Annotated in this window: 9 protein-coding genes; all 9 read left to right on the top strand. The window is 63.7% G+C overall.

What is annotated here, in order from left to right:
• Window positions 1-107 precede the first annotated feature (107 nt).
• The 9 genes from F4U95_RS09670 to rpoC all read left to right on the top strand — a co-directional run bounded on the left by F4U95_RS09670 (window position 108) and on the right by rpoC (window position 18,841).
• On the top strand, window positions 108-1,622 hold the full coding sequence (locus F4U95_RS09670; RefSeq protein WP_120250741.1) for a Do family serine endopeptidase: 1,515 nt from the start codon (window positions 108-110) through the stop codon (window positions 1,620-1,622).
• Window positions 1,623-1,788: 166 nt separating this feature from the next.
• Complete coding sequence (locus F4U95_RS09675; protein WP_150425520.1) at window positions 1,789-3,435, top strand: helicase HerA-like domain-containing protein; 1,647 nt, start codon at window positions 1,789-1,791, stop codon at window positions 3,433-3,435.
• A 34-nt stretch (window positions 3,436-3,469) separates the two neighbouring features.
• Entirely contained in the window at window positions 3,470-3,859 is a 390-nt protein-coding gene (locus tag F4U95_RS09680) for a hypothetical protein (protein WP_150425521.1), read from the top strand.
• Window positions 3,860-4,830: 971 nt separating this feature from the next.
• Window positions 4,831-6,135: an MFS transporter gene (locus F4U95_RS09685; protein ID WP_120250744.1), complete on the top strand. Its 1,305-nt coding sequence runs from the start codon at window positions 4,831-4,833 to the stop codon at window positions 6,133-6,135.
• Window positions 6,132-7,049 carry a cysteine synthase A gene (gene cysK / locus F4U95_RS09690; protein ID WP_150425522.1) on the top strand — a complete coding sequence of 306 codons (918 nt, stop codon included), beginning with the start codon at window positions 6,132-6,134 and terminating at the stop codon, window positions 7,047-7,049. The genes F4U95_RS09685 and cysK overlap by 4 nt, the downstream gene beginning before the upstream one ends.
• Window positions 7,050-7,338: 289 nt before the next feature.
• Window positions 7,339-8,589, top strand: a complete 1,251-nt coding sequence (locus F4U95_RS09695; protein ID WP_150425643.1) for a cell wall hydrolase — start codon at window positions 7,339-7,341, stop codon at window positions 8,587-8,589.
• Between the two features lie 67 nt (window positions 8,590-8,656).
• Window positions 8,657-10,000: an aminotransferase class V-fold PLP-dependent enzyme gene (locus tag F4U95_RS09700; protein WP_150425523.1), complete on the top strand. Its 1,344-nt coding sequence runs from the start codon at window positions 8,657-8,659 to the stop codon at window positions 9,998-10,000.
• Between the two features lie 305 nt (window positions 10,001-10,305).
• Complete coding sequence (gene rpoB / locus F4U95_RS09705; RefSeq protein WP_150425524.1) at window positions 10,306-14,469, top strand: DNA-directed RNA polymerase subunit beta; 4,164 nt, start codon at window positions 10,306-10,308, stop codon at window positions 14,467-14,469.
• A gap of 85 nt (window positions 14,470-14,554) precedes the next feature.
• Window positions 14,555-18,841 (top strand): DNA-directed RNA polymerase subunit beta', encoded by a 4,287-nt coding sequence (gene rpoC, locus F4U95_RS09710; RefSeq protein WP_150425525.1) that lies wholly within the window; start codon window positions 14,555-14,557, stop codon window positions 18,839-18,841.
• Window positions 18,842-18,994: the final 153 nt, after the last annotated feature.

Consider the following 18,994-nt stretch of genomic DNA (forward strand, 5'->3'; position numbering starts at 1 on the left):
ACGGAACCAGCGTCATTCAATGAGGGTTAAGGCAAAGCGGAGCATCTGAGGGCTTCTTAAAAGTCCCGCCTTCCTTACCCCTGAAGCTTTGAAGAGGACCGTCACGAGTGCGTTACGCTTATGCCATTACCGGCGCCCTGCTGCTCGGCGGCACCGCCATCGCGGTCACCACCAGTTCCAATGTCGGCGCGCAGACTGCGCAGAATGAAGGCCTGACGGCCGCAGCGCCTGCGGGCGCGCCCGCCAGCCTGGCCGACATGGTCGAAAAGCTGCAACCGGCCGTGGTCAATATTTCGACCAAGCAGCGCGTAAAGGTGCAGAACCCCTTCGCCGGCACCCCGTTCGGCGACCTGTTCGGTCAGGGCCAGCAGGGCGGCCAGCCGCAGACGCGCCAGGCGCAATCGCTGGGCTCGGGCTTCCTGATCTCGGCCGACGGCTATATCGTCACCAACAACCATGTGGTGTCGGCCGGTGCCGAAGGCGCCAGCGTCGATTCGATCACGGTCACCATGACCAACAAGGAAGAATATCCCGCCAAGCTGATCGGCCGCGACCCCGCGACCGATCTGGCGGTGCTGAAGATCGAATCGCCCAAGCCATTCCCGTTCGTCAAGTTCGGCGACAGCACCAAGGCGCGCGTGGGCGACTGGGTCGTCGCGATCGGCAACCCGTTCGCGCTTTCGGGCACGGTGACGGCGGGCATCATTTCCGCCCTGCATCGCAATACCGGCGGCACGTCGGGCTACGACAAGTTCATTCAGACCGACGCGTCGATCAACCAGGGCAACTCGGGTGGCCCGATGTTCGACATGCGCGGCAATGTGATCGGCATCAACAGCCAGATCCTCTCGCCCTCGGGCGGCAATGTCGGCATCGGCTTTGCCATCCCGTCGGAACAGGCCGCACCGATCGTTGATACCCTGCGCAAGGGTCAGGCGATCAAGCGCGGCTATCTGGGCGTGCAGATCAGCCCGCTGGGCGAAGATCTGGCGGACTCGCTGGGCCTTGCCAAGAATCGCGGCGAATTCGTCCAGGGCGTCGAGCCGGGCAAGGGCGCGGAGAAGGCCGGGATCAAGGCCGGCGACGTGATCGTCAGCGTGGCCGGTCAGGAAGTGACCGCCGACCAGAACCTGTCCTCCATCGTCGCCAATCAGGGTATCGGTGCGAAGGTGCCGATCGTCCTGATCCGCAACGGCCAGCGCCAGACCGTGACCGCCATCGTGGGCGAGCGCCCGTCGGAAGACGAGCTGAACAATTTCGCGCAGCCGCAGGGCGATGAGGATTTCAGCCAGCAGGACCAGAATCCGGGTCAGGCGACGCAGCAGGCGCTGGGCATTTCGGCGATCCCGCTGACGCCCGGCATCATCCGCCAGCTCGGCATCGCCGGCGATACCAAGGGCGTCGTCATCACCGCCGTCGATGGATCGACCGATGCCGGTGCCAAGGGCCTGCGTCGCGGCGATGTGATCATCAGCGCCAACAACCGCCCGGTCGCCACCCAGGCGGAACTGGACGCACAGGCCAAGGCCGTATCCTCGCAGGGCCGCAACGCCATCCTGTTGCAGGTGCTGCGTCGCGGCCAGCCGGCGATCTTCCTGCCGGTCCGCCTACGCGACAAATAAATTCCATAATGCCTATCGCCTTGTGGCGAAGGCAGATGTGCGGTTAATTCCGTCATCCCCGCGTAGGCGGGGATCCATCTCCAGCCCTCGCACCAGAGGATAGCATGGGAGATGGGTTCCCGCCTTCGCGGGCATGACGGTTTTTTTGTTGGGGGAAGGATCGGTAATGAGCGACGGTATCTTCATCGGCCTGGGCGCACCGGAGAAGGATGGGCCAGACGGAAGCAAGGGAATCCCCCAGACGCTGAACCTGCGCCGCGCGAACCGACATGGCCTGATCGCGGGCGCGACCGGCACCGGCAAGACGGTGACGTTGCAGGGTATCGCCGAAAGCTTCTCCGCGCTGGGCGTGCCGGTATTCCTGGCCGATGTGAAGGGCGACCTCGCCGGCATTTCCATGGCCGGCTCCCCCACCGCGAAAAATGCCGACAAGCTGGTGTCCCGCGCGGCGGAGGTCGGCATCCCCGACTATAGCTATGCCGACAATCCGGCGATCTTCTGGGATCTTTACGGGCAGCAGGGTCATCCCGTGCGCACCACCGTCAGCGAAATGGGGCCGCTGCTGCTCGCCCGGCTGATGGGCCTTAACGAAACGCAGGAAGGCGTGTTGTCGATCGCCTTCAAATATGCGGATGAGGAAGGCTTGCTGCTGCTGGACCTGGGCGATCTACAGGCGATGCTCGCCTATTGCGCCGAAAATGCCGACACGCTTTCGGCCCGCTACGGCAATGTGACCAAGGCCAGCGTCGGCGCGATTCAGCGGCAATTGCTCCAGCTGGAAAGCCAGGGCGGCGATCATTTCTTCGGCGAACCGGCGCTCGACATCCACGACATGCTTCAGGTCGATGAAAAGGGCCGCGGATATGTGAATATACTGGCCGCCGACAAGCTGATGCAGTCGCCCAAACTTTATGCGACCTTCCTGCTGTGGCTGCTGTCCGAACTGTTCGAGACGCTGCCGGAAGTGGGCGACCCGGACAAGCCCAAGCTGGTCTTCTTCTTCGACGAAGCGCATCTGCTGTTCGACGACGCGCCCAAGGCGCTGACCGACAAGATCGAGCAGGTCGTGCGCCTGATCCGGTCGAAGGGCGTGGGCGTCTATTTCGTCACGCAAAACCCGATCGACATTCCCGAAGATGTCGCGGGCCAGCTCGGCAACCGCGTGCAGCATGCGCTCCGCGCCTTCACCCCCCGCGACCAGCGCGCGATCAAGGCCGCCGCCGAAACCTTCCGCATCAATCCCGACCTGAATGTCGAAACGGCGATCACCGAATTGAAGGTGGGCGAGGCTTTGGTGTCGCTGTTGCAGGAGGATGGATCGCCGGGCATCGTGCAGCGCACGCTGATCGCCCCGCCCCGCTCGCGCCTCGGCCCGCTCGATGCGAAGGAACGGGCGATCATCCAGTCGATATCGCCGGTCGCGGGCAAATATGACACGGCCGTCAACCGGGAGTCGGCAGAGGAAATTCTCGCGGCCCGCGGGCAAGCCGCTGCCGCCGCCGCGCAAGCCTCCAAGGCGCAGGCCGAAGCTGACAAGGCCGCCGCCGCCCAGGCCAAGGTGGAAGCCAAGCAGCGCGAGGCGGAATTGAAGGAACAGGCCCGGCGCGACGCCGTGGAAGCGCGCGAGGCGGCCAAGCCCAGCGCCTTCGACAAGGCGGTCCAGTCCGCCACCCGCGCCGCCGGCTCCTCGGTCGGGCGGCAGGTCGCCAACGAACTGGGCCGCGCGGTATTCGGCGGATCGAGCCGCAAATCGTCATCCGGCGGCATTGCCGGCAAGCTGGTACGCGGTATCTTGGGCAGCCTGTTCAAATAGGCTATCGTCAGGCTGCAACAGGGAGATGATCGACATGAAAGCGACAGCGCGTTGGGCAGGTGCAGCTTTGTTTCTGCTGACCACGCCCCTTCATGCGCAAATCGTCGTCGTGCCACGCCATGTCGTGGGCGCGGCGATCGTCAGCGACATCGTCGCCGACCGGCAGGCCCAGCGCGACGCGCGGCAAACGCCCTATGCAGCGCCGGGCTATGGGTCGATCAGCACCGCCGCCGCCGCGCGGGACGCCTGCGCGGAAAAGGCGCTCCATCAGGCAGGGCCATCGTCACGCCTGATCGGCCCCGCGCGCGCTAGCACCATGTCCACCGGCTGGGAAGTCGAAGGCGTGGTGGGTTCGGGCGACGGCGACATTCCCTTCGTCTGCTCGGTCCGCAACGGATCGGTCAGCGGGATATTGCTGAAATAGTCAGCCGGCAGCGCAAGCGACTGATTTGGGTGGAACCAAGATCCTCCTCCCAAATGCGGGAGGAGGCAACAGGTCCGCTCCGCTCATGGCCGCTCCTAACCTGACACGCTTTCGTCATGCCGGGCTCGCCCCGGCATCCCGCTTTTCCTGCAAATATTGGCAGTAAAAAAGCGGAACCTCGGATCAACGCCGATGTGACGATAGTGGGTGGATTGCGGATGGTCGGCTTATCTTAGCCCTCTCCCGTTTTCACGAGAGAGTTCAAAGCAGGCACGTGACTGCTTTGAAGGGTGAGGGTCTTTCTTCTTTTTGGCAGGAAATGCTTGTCCAGAAAGAAGAAAGACCCTCACCGACTGCGACTAGGCAGCAAGCTGCCAAGTCTCCGTTGCCTCTCCCGCGAAGGCGGGAGAGGGTAACAAGAGCGCCCGCATCTGCTCGTCGCCAGCCATCTCACCGCAACATGACACGCCGCTACCAATGTAGGATAATCTCTGATCTATCCTGTCGGATGACCCGTTCGCCCCTTCGCCCCAGCACGCCCCATGCACCAAATCCGCCCCGCATGCATGACCCGACCGGTGCGCTACTGTGCCCTGGCTGGCGCGGCGCAATAACCCTAATGGCGCGTTGCAGACGCGTGACGGTGACCTTCATGGCGCATTGGCAGCGCATCGCCCTGCATTTTTCGCATTTTCGCGTCGCCAGTGACGGTGTGAACTTCGCGCCACGCTCAAGGCGTGACCCTGGAGTGACCCTGCAAAGCGCTCGGTTCGCCACCGCCATCCCGAATCACCCGGTCGTCCGCCGATCGGGCAGGTCCGCCTGGCCTGCCCGGAACGCAGGCGGCAGCGTGCAAACATGTCGGCCCGCCCCGCTCCCCCTCCCGCTCATAGGTCGCAAAGCAAATCTTGTTGCCTGCTGGGTCGCGGCGCTGTTGCTTCGGCAATATAAGCGCCGCTAAAGCCATCGGCATGACGGCCTCCCCTCCTCCCCGCCACCCGCTGCATTTCGCCAATTTCCGGGCCTATCTGGTCGGTCGGCTATGCGCCGTGCTGGCGCAGTACAGCATGATGATCGTGCTGGCGTGGCAGGCCTATAATATCGCGCGCGAAACGATGACGACGGCGGGCGCCTCGGCACAACTGGGCCTGATCGGGCTGGCGCAATTCCTGCCGCTCTTCTTCCTGACGCCCATCACCGGCTGGGTCGCCGACCATTATGACCGGCGGGTCATCACCCGACTGACGCTGACCCTGCTGACGACGGCATCGGCCTTGCTGGCCTTCGCCACCTATGAAGGCTGGGTCAGCCTGCCGCTCATCTTCGGCATCGCCATCATCGTGGGCATCGCGCGCGCCTTCAACGGGCCGGCCTATGGCGCGCTGGCGCCCAATCTGGTGCCGCCCGCCATATTGCCCACCGCCATCGCCATTTCCAGCGTCGCCTGGCAGACCGGGTCGATCATCGGCCCGGCACTGGGCGGCTATGCCTATGCGATGACGCCATGGGGCGCCTATGCGCTGGCCGCCGCGCTTTATGGCGTTGCCCTGATCGGCATGCTGCTGATCGGGCCGGTGCCCCAGCCGCCGCGCGACACCAGCCGCCATCCCGTGCGCCAGATGATCGACGGCTTTGCCTATGTCAAGGGCAACCGGCTGGTGCTGGCGACGATCACGCTGGACCTGTTCGCCGTGCTGCTGGCGGGCGCGACCGCATTGCTGCCGGTCTATGCCCGCGACATATTGCATGTGGGATCGGCGGGCCTTGGCCATCTGGCCGCGGCGCCGGGCATCGGCGCGGCGGTGACGGCGCTCTGGTTCTCCTTCCGCCCGATGAAGACGGAAGTGGGGCTGAAGATGCTGGCGTCGGTCATCCTGTTCGGCCTGTCCACGATCGCCTTCGGCTGCACCGCCTTCCTGCCGCGCGACATCGCGGTGGAGGCAGGCGTCGCGGCGCTGGTGGTGCTGGGCGGCGCGGACATGGTGTCGGTGTTCGTGCGCCAGTCCCTGGTCCAGCTCCATACGCCCGATGCGATGCGCGGCCGCGTGTCCAGCCTGTCGCAACTCACCATCTCCGCCTCCAACGAACTGGGCGAGGCGGAATCCGGCTTCCTGGCCGCCATGGTCGGGCCGGTCGCGGCGGTGATCGGCGGCGGCATCGGTGCTATCATCATCACCATCATCTGGGCGCGACTCTTTCCCGAATTGCGCCTTGCACGTAGCTTCGATCCACCCGACATCGGGCGAGCGGAAAATAGCCAGGAGAAGCCTTCATGAAAGCTGCCACGATTCTCGAAACCATCGGCAATACGCCGCACGTCCGGGTGAACCGGCTGTTCGGGGACGCTGAAGTCTGGATCAAGTCGGAACGATCGAACCCCGGCGGATCGATCAAGGACCGTATCGCCCTCGCCATGATCGAAGCGGCGGAGGCCAGCGGCGAATTGCAGCCCGGCGGCACCATCATCGAGCCGACGTCGGGCAATACCGGCGTGGGCCTGGCCATGGTCGCGGCGGTCAAGGGCTATAAGCTGGTGCTGGTCATGCCCGAAAGCATGTCGATCGAGCGCCGCCGCCTGATGCTGGCCTATGGCGCCAGCTTCGACCTGACGCCGCGCGAAAAGGGCATGAAGGGCGCGATCGAGCGCGCGCTGGAGCTGGTGTCGCAGACGCCGAACAGCTGGATGCCGCAGCAGTTCGAAAACCCCGCCAATATCGACGTGCATGTGCGCACGACCGCGCAGGAAATCCTGGCCGACTTCGCCGATACGCCGATCGACGCGCTGATTACCGGCGTTGGCACGGGCGGCCATATCACCGGCGTGGCCGAAGTGCTGAAGAAGGCGTGGCCCAATCTGAAGGTCTATGCGGTCGAACCGACCCTGTCGCCGGTCATCAGCGGCGGTCAGCCCGGCCCGCACCCCATTCAGGGCATCGGCGCAGGCTTCATCCCGGCCAACCTGCACACCCAGTTGCTGGACGGCGTGATCCAGGTCGATCCGGCCGATGCCAAGGATTATGCCCGCCGCGCCGCGACGCAGGAGGGTCTGCTGGTCGGCATTTCGTCGGGCGGCACGCTGGCCGCGATCGCGCAGAAGCTGAAGGAACTGCCCGCCGGCAGCCGCGTGCTGGGCTTCAACTATGATACCGGCGAACGCTATCTGTCGGTACCCGACTTCCTGCCGGAATAAGGCGGGATCGCCCCATGCCGTTCGCCTGCAACCATAAGGGCGAACGGCGAAGCGATATGGCGCCCCTCAGCCCGCCTTGTTTCAGCCCCTGTTCCTGCCTAAAGGCAGACCCCGCACAGAGGCACTATGGATGCTGGACCATGTTCAGCATGACGTGGCTTATATTCGGAAACGTGGCGAACCGCGCTGACGACCGATCCGGCGCAGGGCCATCATCCGCGTGAAACGAACCGATCTTTCCACCCTCCTGTCCTGGATCGTCTGGGCCTTGCTGTTCGTGGGCCTGCCCATGGCGGTGGCCGGATGGGAAAGCCACAGGCAGGCGGCCGACGCCCCTGCGCGCGTCGCGGTCGCCCATGCGGCGCGCGGCAAGCGGCCGACGACACCCCCGCCCCCTGTCGAACCAGTCAAGGTCTATGCCCTGGCACGGGATCAGGCCGTGGCCTTCAACGCCGCCATCCCCTTTTCCCGCGACCCCAATCCGGCCGCCCTGCCCTTCCTCTTTTCCGGCACGGAAACGGATATGTCCCGCGCCGTCGATTGTCTGGCCGCAGCGGAAATTTTCGAAGCGGGCGACGATGCCGTGGGTGAGCAGGCGGTCGCGCAGGTCGTATTGAACCGGGTGCGCCACCCCGCCTTCCCCAAGACGGTGTGCGGCGTCGTGTTCCAGGGGCAGGAACGCAGCACCGGTTGCCAGTTCACCTTCAGCTGCGACGGGGCGCTGGCACGGGTGCCGGGACCGGCTGCCTGGGCGCGCGCGCAGGAGATTGCGCGCGGCGCTTTGGCGGGCAAGGTCTACGCACCGGTCGGCCACGCCACCCATTATCATACCGACTGGGTCGTGCCCTATTGGAGCAGCAGCCTGGACAAGATCACGGCGGTCGGCACGCACCTCTTCTTCCGCTGGCGCGGCTGGTGGGGCACGCCCGCCGCTTTCCGCAGGCGCGGCGATGCGGGCGAACCGCTGATTGCGCGGATCGCGGCCTTTTCGATCGCGCATCGCGACGTGACGCTCCCGCTGCCGGGCACCGTCACGCCGGTCGGCGACAGTGCGGAGGCGATCGCCGCGCAGGCGCGACAGGCGATAGGTCTGGACCAGATCGGCAAGAGCGTGGGCGGCGTGCGGCTGATTGCGCTCGCCGACATACGCAGCTTCCTGGTCGAACTGCCGCGCGGGAGCAAACCCGACAGCTGGCCGGAAAGCGCCCGCACCTTTTGCGCGGGACGGCCGCAATGCCGGATCATGGGATGGACCGCGGCGGACGCGCCCAAGGAATTGCCGCTGACCCTGGCCAATCTGACGTCCATGCGATTTTCCTACATTCACGACACGCAGAGCGGGTTGCAGCGGGCGTTGTGGAACTGCGCGGTGACGCCCCGCGCCGCCAAGGCCGAGTGCATGCGCCAGCGCATAACCGCAGCCTCGCCCGCGCCCGTACTGACCGGCGTTCGACGCAAGGATCGGTTCGAAACGGTGAAGATCGTGCCGGTCGCGCCATCGGCCGCCATGCCCGGCGCCGCATCGAACGGTACGCCATGATGCAATAGCGGGTTTCCGACCCTATTCCGTCATGGTATATTATTACATGATTGGACAAGGGTGGCATATGGTGACGCGACGGGCTTTTCTGGGCAGTGGGGGCGTGGTCTGCGGCACGTTGGGGCTGGCATTGAGCGGCGCTGACGGGAGCGCGATGGCGCAGGGTGATGCCGCCTTGCCATGGCCGGCCGAACCGCCCTTCCGCTTTACCGGCGACATGGCCGATTTCGATGCGGCACAGGCGGCGCTGATGCCACTCTATCGGGTGAACCGGGACTTCGCGACCTTCGACGCGGCCTATTATGGCGCGATGACGCTGCCGGTGCAGGCCGCCTATGAGGCGCGGTCCCGCTGGGTGAACCAGAATCATGCGCTGTTCCTGCGCAATGCGGCGCCCGGCCATCCGCGCGACGTCGAACTGGACAAATCACGCGCGGCGGTGGCGAAGCTGCTGGGCGCATCGACCGAAGAGATTGCGCTGGCGGGCGGCGGGACGGAGGCGCTCTACGCCCTGATCGCCAATTACGCGCTGCTGCAACCGGGCGACGCGGTGATCTATGCCGATGTCGATTATGACGAGATGCAGTTCGCCTGCGACTATCTGGAGAAAAGCAGGGGCGCGCGGATCGTGCGCTTCTCGCTGCCGGAGCCGCATGATGAGGCCAACATATTGGCGGCCTATGAGAAGATACTGAGGGACACGCCACGCGCGAAACTGCTGCTGCTGACCCATTTGTCGAACCGCAGCGGGCTGGTGCCGCCGGTCAGGGCGATCGTGGACATGGCGCGGGCGCGCGGTGTGGACACCATATTGGACAGCGCGCAGGCGGTGGGCCACATGCCCTTCACGGTAAGCGACACCGGCGCGGATTTCATCGGCTTTTCGCTGCACAAATGGCTGGCCGCGCCGCTGGGCACAGGGGGCATCTATATCCGCAAGGGCCGGTTGCAGGATATCAGCCCCTGGCTGGGCAATCGCATCCATGGACCGGAGGATATCCGCGCGCGCATCCCCACCGGCACGGTCGATTTCGCCGCACGGCTGACGGTGCCGCGCGCGACGGAGGTGCATCAGGCCATCGGCAGTGCGGCCAAATATCGGCATTTGTTGCGCCTACGCAACTATTGGATCGACCGAGTACGCGATATCAAGGGGCTGGAGATGCTGTTGCCCGACGAGCCTGACCGCCACGGCGCTGTCGCGGGCTTCCGCCTGCCCGGCATGAAGGGGCCGGATGACGCGAAACGGGCGGCGGCGCTATTTCTCGACAAATATCGTCTGCTGGTCGTGGCCAAGGCCGGCCTGGCGTCCGGCCCGGTGCTGCGGGTCACACCAGCCCTCTTCAACAGCAGCGCCGAACTGGACCGGCTGGTGGCCGCGATCCGGGCGGAGCGCGGGCTATTTAGCTGACCCCCTTCACAACCAGGGACATAGCGCCTATATCGGCGTCAATCCGGTCGTCAGGCGACGCTATGCGTTGATGGTCGACCGTCCCCCGGATCGCTCGGGGTCCAGCATCGAATTGCGCGCGAAGCTGGCGGAATTGGGCGACTTTCGACGGGTCATCAGGTGCTGATAGTGCGGATCGGACAGTCCCGGCCCGCACTTTTTTGCGTGGAATAGAGGGTGCGAATCACCCTCTAGTTCATAGCGCTTCGACTGAATTTCCGCCGGGATGCGGAAAAACACGACGAACTGACACAGGCAGGAACCGCATGGCGACCAAGGCTCTCCCCCCCATCAGCAACACCGGCGCTAAGAAGCGCATCCGCAAGGTGTTCGGCGACATCCACGAAGTGGTGCAGATGCCGAACCTGATCGAGGTTCAGAGGGAGAGTTACGAACAGTTCCTGCGTTCCGATCCGTCGATCGGCTATGTGTCGGGCCTGGAAAAGACGCTGCGCAGCGTCTTCCCGATCCGTGACTTCGCCGGCACCGCCGAAATGGACTTCGTCCATTATGAGCTGGAAGACCCGAAGTACGACGTCGAGGAATGCCGTCAGCGCGGCATCACCTATGCAGCGCCGATGCGCGTTACTCTGCGCCTGATCGTGTTCGAAGTCGATCAGGACACCGAAACCCGCTCGGTCCTGGATATCAAGGAGCAGGACGTCTACATGGGCGACATGCCCCTGATGACGGGCAACGGCACCTTCATCGTCAACGGCACCGAACGCGTCATCGTGTCGCAGATGCACCGTTCGCCGGGCGTCCTCTTCGACCATGACCGTGGCAAGACCCACTCGTCGGGCAAGTATCTCTTTGCCGCGCGCGTTATTCCGTACCGTGGTTCGTGGCTCGACTTCGAATTCGACGCCAAGGACATCGTCAACGTCCGTATCGACCGCAAGCGCAAGCTGCCGGTCACGGCGCTGCTGTTCGCGCTCGGCCTGACGCCGGAAGAAATTCTGGGCGAATTCTATAACAAGGTTACCTATGTCCGCGGTGAAGGCGGCTGGGTCATCCCCTATCTCGCCGAAGCATGGCGCGGCCTGAAGCCGGCGTTCGACATCGTCGATGCCGCGTCTGGCGAAGTCGTGTTCGCCGCCGGTCACAAGATCAGCCCCCGCGCCGCCAACAAGGCGGAAAAGGACGGCCTGGCCACGCTGCTGATCCCGACCGAGGAAGTCTATGGCCGCTACAGCGCCTATGACCTCATCAACGAGAGCACCGGCGAAATCTACATCGAGGCTGGCGACGAAGTGTCGCCTGAAAATCTCGAAAAGCTGGACAAGGCTGGCGTCGACCGTCTGGAACTGCTGGACATCGACCATGTCGGCACCGGCGCATGGATCCGCAATACGTTGAAGGCCGACAAGGCCGAAGACCGCGACCAGGCCCTGTCCGACATCTATCGCGTCATGCGCCCCGGCGAACCGCCGACGAAGGAAACCGCCGAAGCTCTCTTCGCCGGCCTGTTCTTCGATCCGGAACGCTACGACCTCTCGGCCGTGGGTCGCGTGAAGCTGAACATGCGCCTCGACCTCGATGCCGAGGATACGGTCACCACCCTGCGCGTCGAGGACATCCTCGCCGTGGTCAAGGAACTGGTGAACCTGAAGGACGGCAAGGGCGAAATCGACGATATCGATAACCTCGGTAACCGTCGCGTCCGTTCGGTCGGCGAACTGCTGGAAAACCAGTATCGCGTCGGCCTGCTGCGCATGGAACGCGCGGTCAAGGAACGCATGTCGTCGGTCGACGTGTCGACGGTGATGCCGAACGACCTGATCAACGCGAAGCCCGCCGTGGCCGCCGTTCGTGAATTCTTCGGCTCGTCGCAGCTGTCGCAGTTCATGGATCAGACCAACCCGCTGTCGGAAGTCACCCACAAGCGCCGCGTGTCGGCACTTGGGCCGGGCGGCCTGACGCGTGAGCGCGCAGGCTTCGAAGTCCGCGACGTTCACCCGACCCATTATGGCCGTATCTGCCCGATCGAAACGCCAGAAGGCCCGAACATCGGTCTGATCAACTCGCTGGCGACTTTCAGCCGCGTCAACAAATATGGCTTCATCGAAACGCCGTACCGCAAGGTCGTGGACAACAAGGTCACCGACGACGTCGTCTATCTGTCGGCGATGGAAGAGGCCAAGCACACGATCGCGCAGGCCAACGCCGAAGTGAATGCCGACGGTCATTTCGTCGAGGATCTGATCTCCTCGCGCGAAGCCGGCGAATTCCTGATGGCGCCGCGCGACCACATCACCCTGATGGACGTCAGCCCCAAGCAGCTGGTGTCGGTCGCCGCATCGCTCATTCCGTTCCTGGAAAACGATGACGCCAACCGCGCGCTCATGGGATCGAACATGCAGCGTCAGGCCGTGCCTCTGGTACGCGCCGAAGCGCCGTTCGTGGGCACCGGCATGGAAGGCACGGTCGCCCGTGACTCCGGCGCTGCCGTCGCGTCCAAGCGTGCGGGCATCGTCGATCAGGTCGACGCGACCCGTATCGTCATCCGCGCAACCGGCGACATCGAAGCCGGCCAGTCGGGCGTCGACATCTACACCCTCCAGAAGTTCCAGCGGTCCAACCAGGACACCTGCATCAACCAGCGTCCGCTGGTGAAGGTGGGCGACCTGATCGAAGCCGGCGACGTGATCGCCGACGGCCCGTCGACCGAGTTCGGCGAGCTGGCGCTGGGCCGCAACACGCTCGTCGCGTTCATGCCCTGGAACGGCTACAACTACGAAGACTCCATCCTGATCTCCGAACGGATCGTGAAGGACGACGTCTTCACCTCGATCCATATCGAGGAGTTCGAGGTCATGGCCCGCGACACCAAGCTGGGACCGGAGGACATCACCCGCGACATCCCGAACGTCGGTGAAGAAGCGCTGCGCAACCTCGACGAGGCTGGCATCGTGTACATCGGCGCCGAAGTGGAGCCGGGCGACATTCTGGTCGGCAAGATCACCCCCAAGGGTGAATCGCCGATGACCCCGGAAGAAAAGCTGCTCCGCGCGATCTTCGGTGAAAAGGCGAGCGACGTGCGCGACACGTCCCTGCGTCTGCCGCCGGGCGTTGCCGGTACCGTCGTGGAAGTCCGCGTGTTCAACCGTCACGGCATCGACAAGGACGAACGTGCCATGGCGATCGAGCGGGAGGAAATCGACCGTCTCGCCAAGGACCGTGAAGACGAACGTGGCATCCTCAACCGTGCGACCTTCAACCGCCTTCAGGAAATGCTGACCGGTCAGACGGCTTCGGCCGCGCCCAAGGGCATCAAGAAGGGCGTTGTCATCGACGAGGCCCTGCTGGGCGAAGTCGAGCGTCACGAATGGTGGAAGTTCGCTGTCGAGGACGACAGCCGTCAGGCCCAGATCGAAGCGATCAAGGGTCAGTATGACGAAGCGGTGAAGTCGATCGTCGACAAGTTCGAGGACCGCGTCGACAAGCTGCAGCGTGGCGACGAACTGCCGCCGGGCGTGCTGAAGATGGTCAAGGTCTTCGTTGCGGTGAAGCGCAAGCTGCAGCCGGGCGACAAGATGGCCGGCCGTCACGGTAACAAGGGTGTCATTTCGCGCATCCTGCCGATCGAGGACATGCCGTTCCTGGAAGACGGCACCCATGTCGACATCGTGCTGAACCCGCTGGGCGTGCCGTCGCGCATGAACGTCGGTCAGATCTTCGAAACGCATCTGGGCTGGGCTGCCCGCGGCCTCGGCCAGCAGCTCAAGCATGCGCTGGAAGACTGGCGTGAGGCCAATCCGAACCCGCAGCCGGGCGACATGCCCGACGCGGTCAAGGAACGGCTGCTGACCTCCTATGGTGAGCGCTATGCCGAGCAGATAGAAGCCCGCACGCCTGAGCAGATCATCGATCTGGCCGAGCATCTCCAGCGGGGCATCCCGATGGCGACGCCGGTGTTCGACGGCGCCCGCGAAGCGGACGTGTCGGACATGCTGGAACGCGCAGGCCTGCACACGTCGGGTCAGTCGGATCTGTATGACGGCCGCACCGGCGACCGTTTCGACCGCAAGGTGACCGTCGGCATCATCTACATGCTGAAGCTGCATCACTTGGTCGACGACAAGATCCACGCCCGTTCGATCGGGCCGTACTCGCTCGTCACCCAGCAGCCGCTGGGTGGTAAGGCGCAGTTCGGTGGTCAGCGCTTCGGTGAAATGGAAGTGTGGGCGCTCCAGGCCTATGGCGCTGCCTACACGCTCCAGGAAATGCTGACGGTGAAGTCCGATGACGTCGTCGGACGTACCAAGGTCTACGAAGCGATCGTCAAGGGCGACGACACGTTCGAGGCCGGCATTCCCGAAAGCTTCAACGTGCTGGTCAAGGAAATGCGCTCGCTGGGCCTCAACGTCGAACTCGCCGCGATGGACGCGACCGAAGACGACGACGGCTTGGCGCAGGCGGCGGAATAAGGGATTTGCGGGCACTGCCTTCCTCAAGGCAGTGCCCCTCCCCTGCCTCGCTCCAGATACTTTACCCTCTAGAGGGACTTGAAATATGAACGAACTGACCAACTTCGCGAACCCGGTCCAGAAGGCCGAAACCTTCGACCAGATCCAGATCGGCCTTGCCTCGCCCGAGCGCATCCGCTCCTGGTCCTTCGGCGAGATCAAGAAGCCGGAAACCATCAACTATCGCACGTTCAAGCCCGAGCGTGACGGCCTGTTCTGCGCACGCATCTTCGGTCCGATCAAGGATTATGAATGCCTGTGCGGCAAGTATAAGCGCATGAAGTATAAGGGCATCGTCTGCGAAAAGTGCGGTGTCGAAGTTACGGTGAGCAAGGTCCGCCGTGAGCGCATGGGCCATATCGAACTGGCCGCGCCGGTCGCGCACATCTGGTTCCTGAAGTCGCTGCCTTCGCGCATCGGCCTGCTGCTCGACATGCAGTTGAAGCAGCTTGAGCGCGTGCTGTATTTCGAAAGCTATATCGTCATCGAGCCGGGCCTGACCCCGCTGGAGAAATATCAGCTTCTCAATGAGGACGAACTGCTCGACGCGCAGGACGAATATGGCGAAGACGCCTTCTCGGCCGGCATCGGCGCCGAGGCCGTCAAGCAGATGCTGATGGACCTCGACCTTGTGGGCGAGAAGCAGGCGCTGCTGGACGAACTGGCCGTTACCAAGTCGGAACTGAAGCCCAAGAAGATCATCAAGCGCCTGAAGGTCGTTGAAAGCTTCATTGATTCGGGCAACCGCCCCGAATGGATGATCCTGGACGTCGTGCCGGTCATCCCGCCAGAACTGCGCCCGCTGGTGCCGCTGGACGGTGGTCGCTTCGCGACGTCGGATCTGAACGACCTGTATCGCCGCGTCATCAACCGCAACAACCGCCTCAAGCGCCTCATGGAACTGCGCGCGCCGGACATCATCGTCCGCAACGAAAAGCGCATGTTGCAGGAAGCCGTCGACGCCCTGTTCGACAATGGCCGTCGCGGCCGTGTCATCACCGGTGCCAACAAGCGTCCGCTCAAGTCGCTGTCCGACATGCTCAAGGGCAAACAGGGTCGCTTCCGTCAGAACCTGCTCGGCAAGCGCGTCGACTATTCGGGTCGTTCGGTCATCGTGACCGGTCCTGAGCTGAAGCTGCATCAGTGCGGCCTGCCCAAGAAGATGGCGCTCGAGCTGTTCAAGCCGTTCATCTACGCGCGTCTGGATGCCAAGGGTCTGTCCATGACCCTGAAGCAGGCCAAGAAGTGGGTCGAGAAGGAACGTAAGGAAGTCTGGGACATACTGGACGAAGTGATCCGCGAACATCCGGTCATGCTGAACCGCGCGCCTACGCTTCACCGTCTGGGCATCCAGGCGTTCGAACCCGTCCTGATCGAAGGCAAGGCGATCCAGCTTCACCCGCTCGTCTGCTCGGCCTTCAACGCCGACTTCGACGGCGACCAGATGGCCGTCCACGTACCGCTCTCGCTGGAAGCCCAGCTGGAAGCGCGTGTGCTGATGATGTCGACCAACAACATCCTGTCGCCCGCCAACGGCAAGCCGATCATCGTGCCATCGCAGGACATGGTCCTGGGTATCTATTATCTGTCGATGGAACGTGTGGGCGAGCCGGGCGAAGGCATGCTGCTGTCCGACATGCAGGAGGTCCATCAGGCCCTCTATGCCAAGGCCGTCACCCTGCATTCGAAGATCATCAGCCGCGTGCCGCAGACCGACGAAAACGGTCAGCAATATATGAAGCGCTTCGAGACGACGCCGGGCCGCATGCTGCTGGGCGAATGTCTGCCCAAGTCGCACAAGGTGCCCTTCGACGCCGTCAATCGCCTTCTGACCAAGAAGGACGTCGGCGACGTGATCGACGAGGTCTATCGTCACACCGGCCAGAAGGACACGGTGCTGTTCGCCGACGCCATCATGGCGCTGGGCTTCCGCCACGCATTCCAGGCCGGCATTTCGTTCGGCAAGGACGACATGGTGATCCCGGACTCGAAGGAAGGCTCCGTCGCCGAAACCAAGGCGCTGGTGGCCGACTATGAGCAGCAATATCAGGACGGTCTGATCACGCAGCAGGAAAAGTACAACAAGGTCATCGACGCCTGGAGCCGTTGCGGCGACGTGGTGGCGAACGCCATGATGGACGAAATCCGTGCCATGCCGATCGATCCGGACACCGGCCGCCAGAAGCAGATCAACTCGATCTACATGATGGCGCACTCGGGTGCCCGCGGTAGCCAGGCCCAGATGAAGCAGCTGGCCGGTATGCGCGGCCTGATGGCCAAGCCTTCGGGCGAGATCATCGAGACGCCGATCATCTCGAACTTCAAGGAAGGTCTGACCGTTCTTGAATACTTCAACTCCACCCACGGCGCGCGTAAGGGCCTGGCCGACACCGCGCTCAAGACGGCGAACTCGGGTTACCTGACCCGCCGTCTGGTCGACGTGTCGCAGGACTGCACGATCGTCGAGGACGATTGCGGCACCGAGAAGGCGCTGGAGATGAAGGCGATCGTCCAGGGCGGTAGCGTTATCGCCTCGCTCGGCGAGCGCATATTGGGTCGCACCACGGCACAGGATATCGTCGACAGCAAGGACGGCACCGTCATCATCCCGATCGGCACCCTGCTGGACGAGCCGATGATCACGAAGATCGAGGCGATCGGCACGCAGGCCGTGAAGATCCGCAGCCCGCTGATCTGCGAAAGCAAGATGGGCGTCTGCGGCAAGTGCTACGGTCGTGATCTGGCCCGCGGTACCCCGGTGAACATCGGTGAAGCCGTCGGCGTCATCGCGGCGCAATCCATCGGTGAACCGGGCACGCAGCTGACCATGCGTACCTTCCACATCGGCGGCGCGGCGAACTTCAACGAAACGTCGAACCTGGAGGCTCTGGCCGACGGTACGATCGAACTGCGCGACATGCCCACGATCACCGACAAGAATGGTCGTCGTCTGTCGCTCGCCCGCAACGGCGAGATCGCGATCATCGACAGCGAAGGCCGCGAACGCGAAACGCACCGCTTGCCGTACGGCGCCACCATCCTGTTCGCAGATGGCGATGCCGTGAAGAAGGGCGACCGCTTCGCCGAGTGGGATCCCTTCACCATGCCGGTGATCACGGAAAAGCCCGGTATCGTTAAGTATGTCGACCTGATCGACAACAAGACGCTGACCGAGCAGACCGACGAAGCCACCGGTATCGCCCAGCGCGTGGTGATCGAACATCGTGGTGCGGCCCGCACCAAGGAAGATCTCCGTCCGCGCCTGACCCTGATGGACGACAGTTCGGGCGAAGCCGCACGCTATATGCTGGCGGTGGGTGCGACCCTGTCGGTCGACGATGGTGCGCAGGTTCAGGCCGGTGACGTGCTGGCGCGTGTCAGCCGTGAAGCGGCCAAGACCCGTGACATCACCGGTGGTCTGCCGCGCGTCGCCGAACTGTTCGAAGCCCGCAAGCCCAAGGACAATGCGATCATTGCCAAGGTGTCGGGCCGCGTCCAGTTCCTGAAGGATTACAAGGCGAAGCGTAAGATCGCCATCAATCCCGAAGATGGCGGCGAGCCGGTCGAATATCTGATCCCCAAGAGCAAGGTGATCGACGTTCAGGAAGGCGACTTCGTGAAGCGCGGCGACAACCTGATCGGCGGTTCGCCCGATCCGCATGACATTCTGGAAGTGCTGGGTATCGAGCCTCTGGCCGAATATCTGGTCGCCGAAATCCAGGAAGTCTATCGCTTGCAGGGCGTGAAGATCAACGACAAGCACATCGAAACGATCGTTCGTCAGATGTTGCAGAAGGTCGAGATCATCGAGTCCGGCGACACCACCTTGCTGGTGGGCGAGCAGATCGACCGCGAGGAAATGGACGAGATCAACGCCAAGCTCCAGCCGGGCTTCGCGCCCGCCGCTGGCAAGCCGGTGCTGCTGGGCATCACCAAGGCCTCGCTCCAGACCCGTTCGTTCATCTCGGCCGCGTCGTTCCAGGAAACCACCCGCGTCCTCACGGAAGCGGCGGTCCAGGGCAAGAAGGACACACTCGTTGGCCTGAAGGAAAATGTCATCGTCGGCCGCCTGATCCCGGCGGGTACCGGTGCCGGCATGAACCGCCTGCGCGTCGCCGCTTCGTCGCGTGACGCGGCGCTGCGGGCCGCACTGCGCGCCTCCAGCCAGGTGGACCTGATCGCTCCCAAGTCGGCTGCCGCCGAACGGGCTGCGGAACTGGCGCAAGGTCCGGAAGCGGCGATCGGCAACGATCCGCTGGCTGCCATCGAAGGGGAAACCCATGGCAGCGACGCGGATGCGGGCGATTACCTGCTGAAGAGCGACGGCGAATAAGCCCTTTGAAAGCATGGGAGCCGCACCCTATATAGAGTGCGGCTCCCATGCCCTTCCCTTCCGCAAGGAAGAGAAGATATGCCCGTCGGACGCACCTGCGCCCGGCGGGCTTTCTTTTTGCGCGGCTGAAAAGTCAGTGGGGGAAGGTCGCAG

The sequence above is a fragment of the Sphingobium limneticum genome, assembly GCF_008710165.1.
Taxonomy (GTDB): domain Bacteria; phylum Pseudomonadota; class Alphaproteobacteria; order Sphingomonadales; family Sphingomonadaceae; genus Sphingobium; species Sphingobium limneticum.

What these genes read in the sequence shown, in the direction of transcription:
- F4U95_RS09675 (WP_150425520.1), top strand. Translation starts at nt 1,789, where the DNA reads ATGAGCGACGGTATCTTCATCGGCCTGGGCGCACCGGAGAAGGATGGG.
- F4U95_RS09680 (WP_150425521.1), top strand. Translation starts at nt 3,470, where the DNA reads ATGAAAGCGACAGCGCGTTGGGCAGGTGCAGCTTTGTTTCTGCTGACC.
- F4U95_RS09685 (WP_120250744.1), top strand. Translation starts at nt 4,831, where the DNA reads ATGACGGCCTCCCCTCCTCCCCGCCACCCGCTGCATTTCGCCAATTTC.
- cysK (WP_150425522.1), top strand. Translation starts at nt 6,132, where the DNA reads ATGAAAGCTGCCACGATTCTCGAAACCATCGGCAATACGCCGCACGTC.
- F4U95_RS09695 (WP_150425643.1), top strand. Translation starts at nt 7,339, where the DNA reads ATGGCGGTGGCCGGATGGGAAAGCCACAGGCAGGCGGCCGACGCCCCT.
- F4U95_RS09700 (WP_150425523.1), top strand. Translation starts at nt 8,657, where the DNA reads ATGGTGACGCGACGGGCTTTTCTGGGCAGTGGGGGCGTGGTCTGCGGC.
- rpoB (WP_150425524.1), top strand. Translation starts at nt 10,306, where the DNA reads ATGGCGACCAAGGCTCTCCCCCCCATCAGCAACACCGGCGCTAAGAAG.
- rpoC (WP_150425525.1), top strand. Translation starts at nt 14,555, where the DNA reads ATGAACGAACTGACCAACTTCGCGAACCCGGTCCAGAAGGCCGAAACC.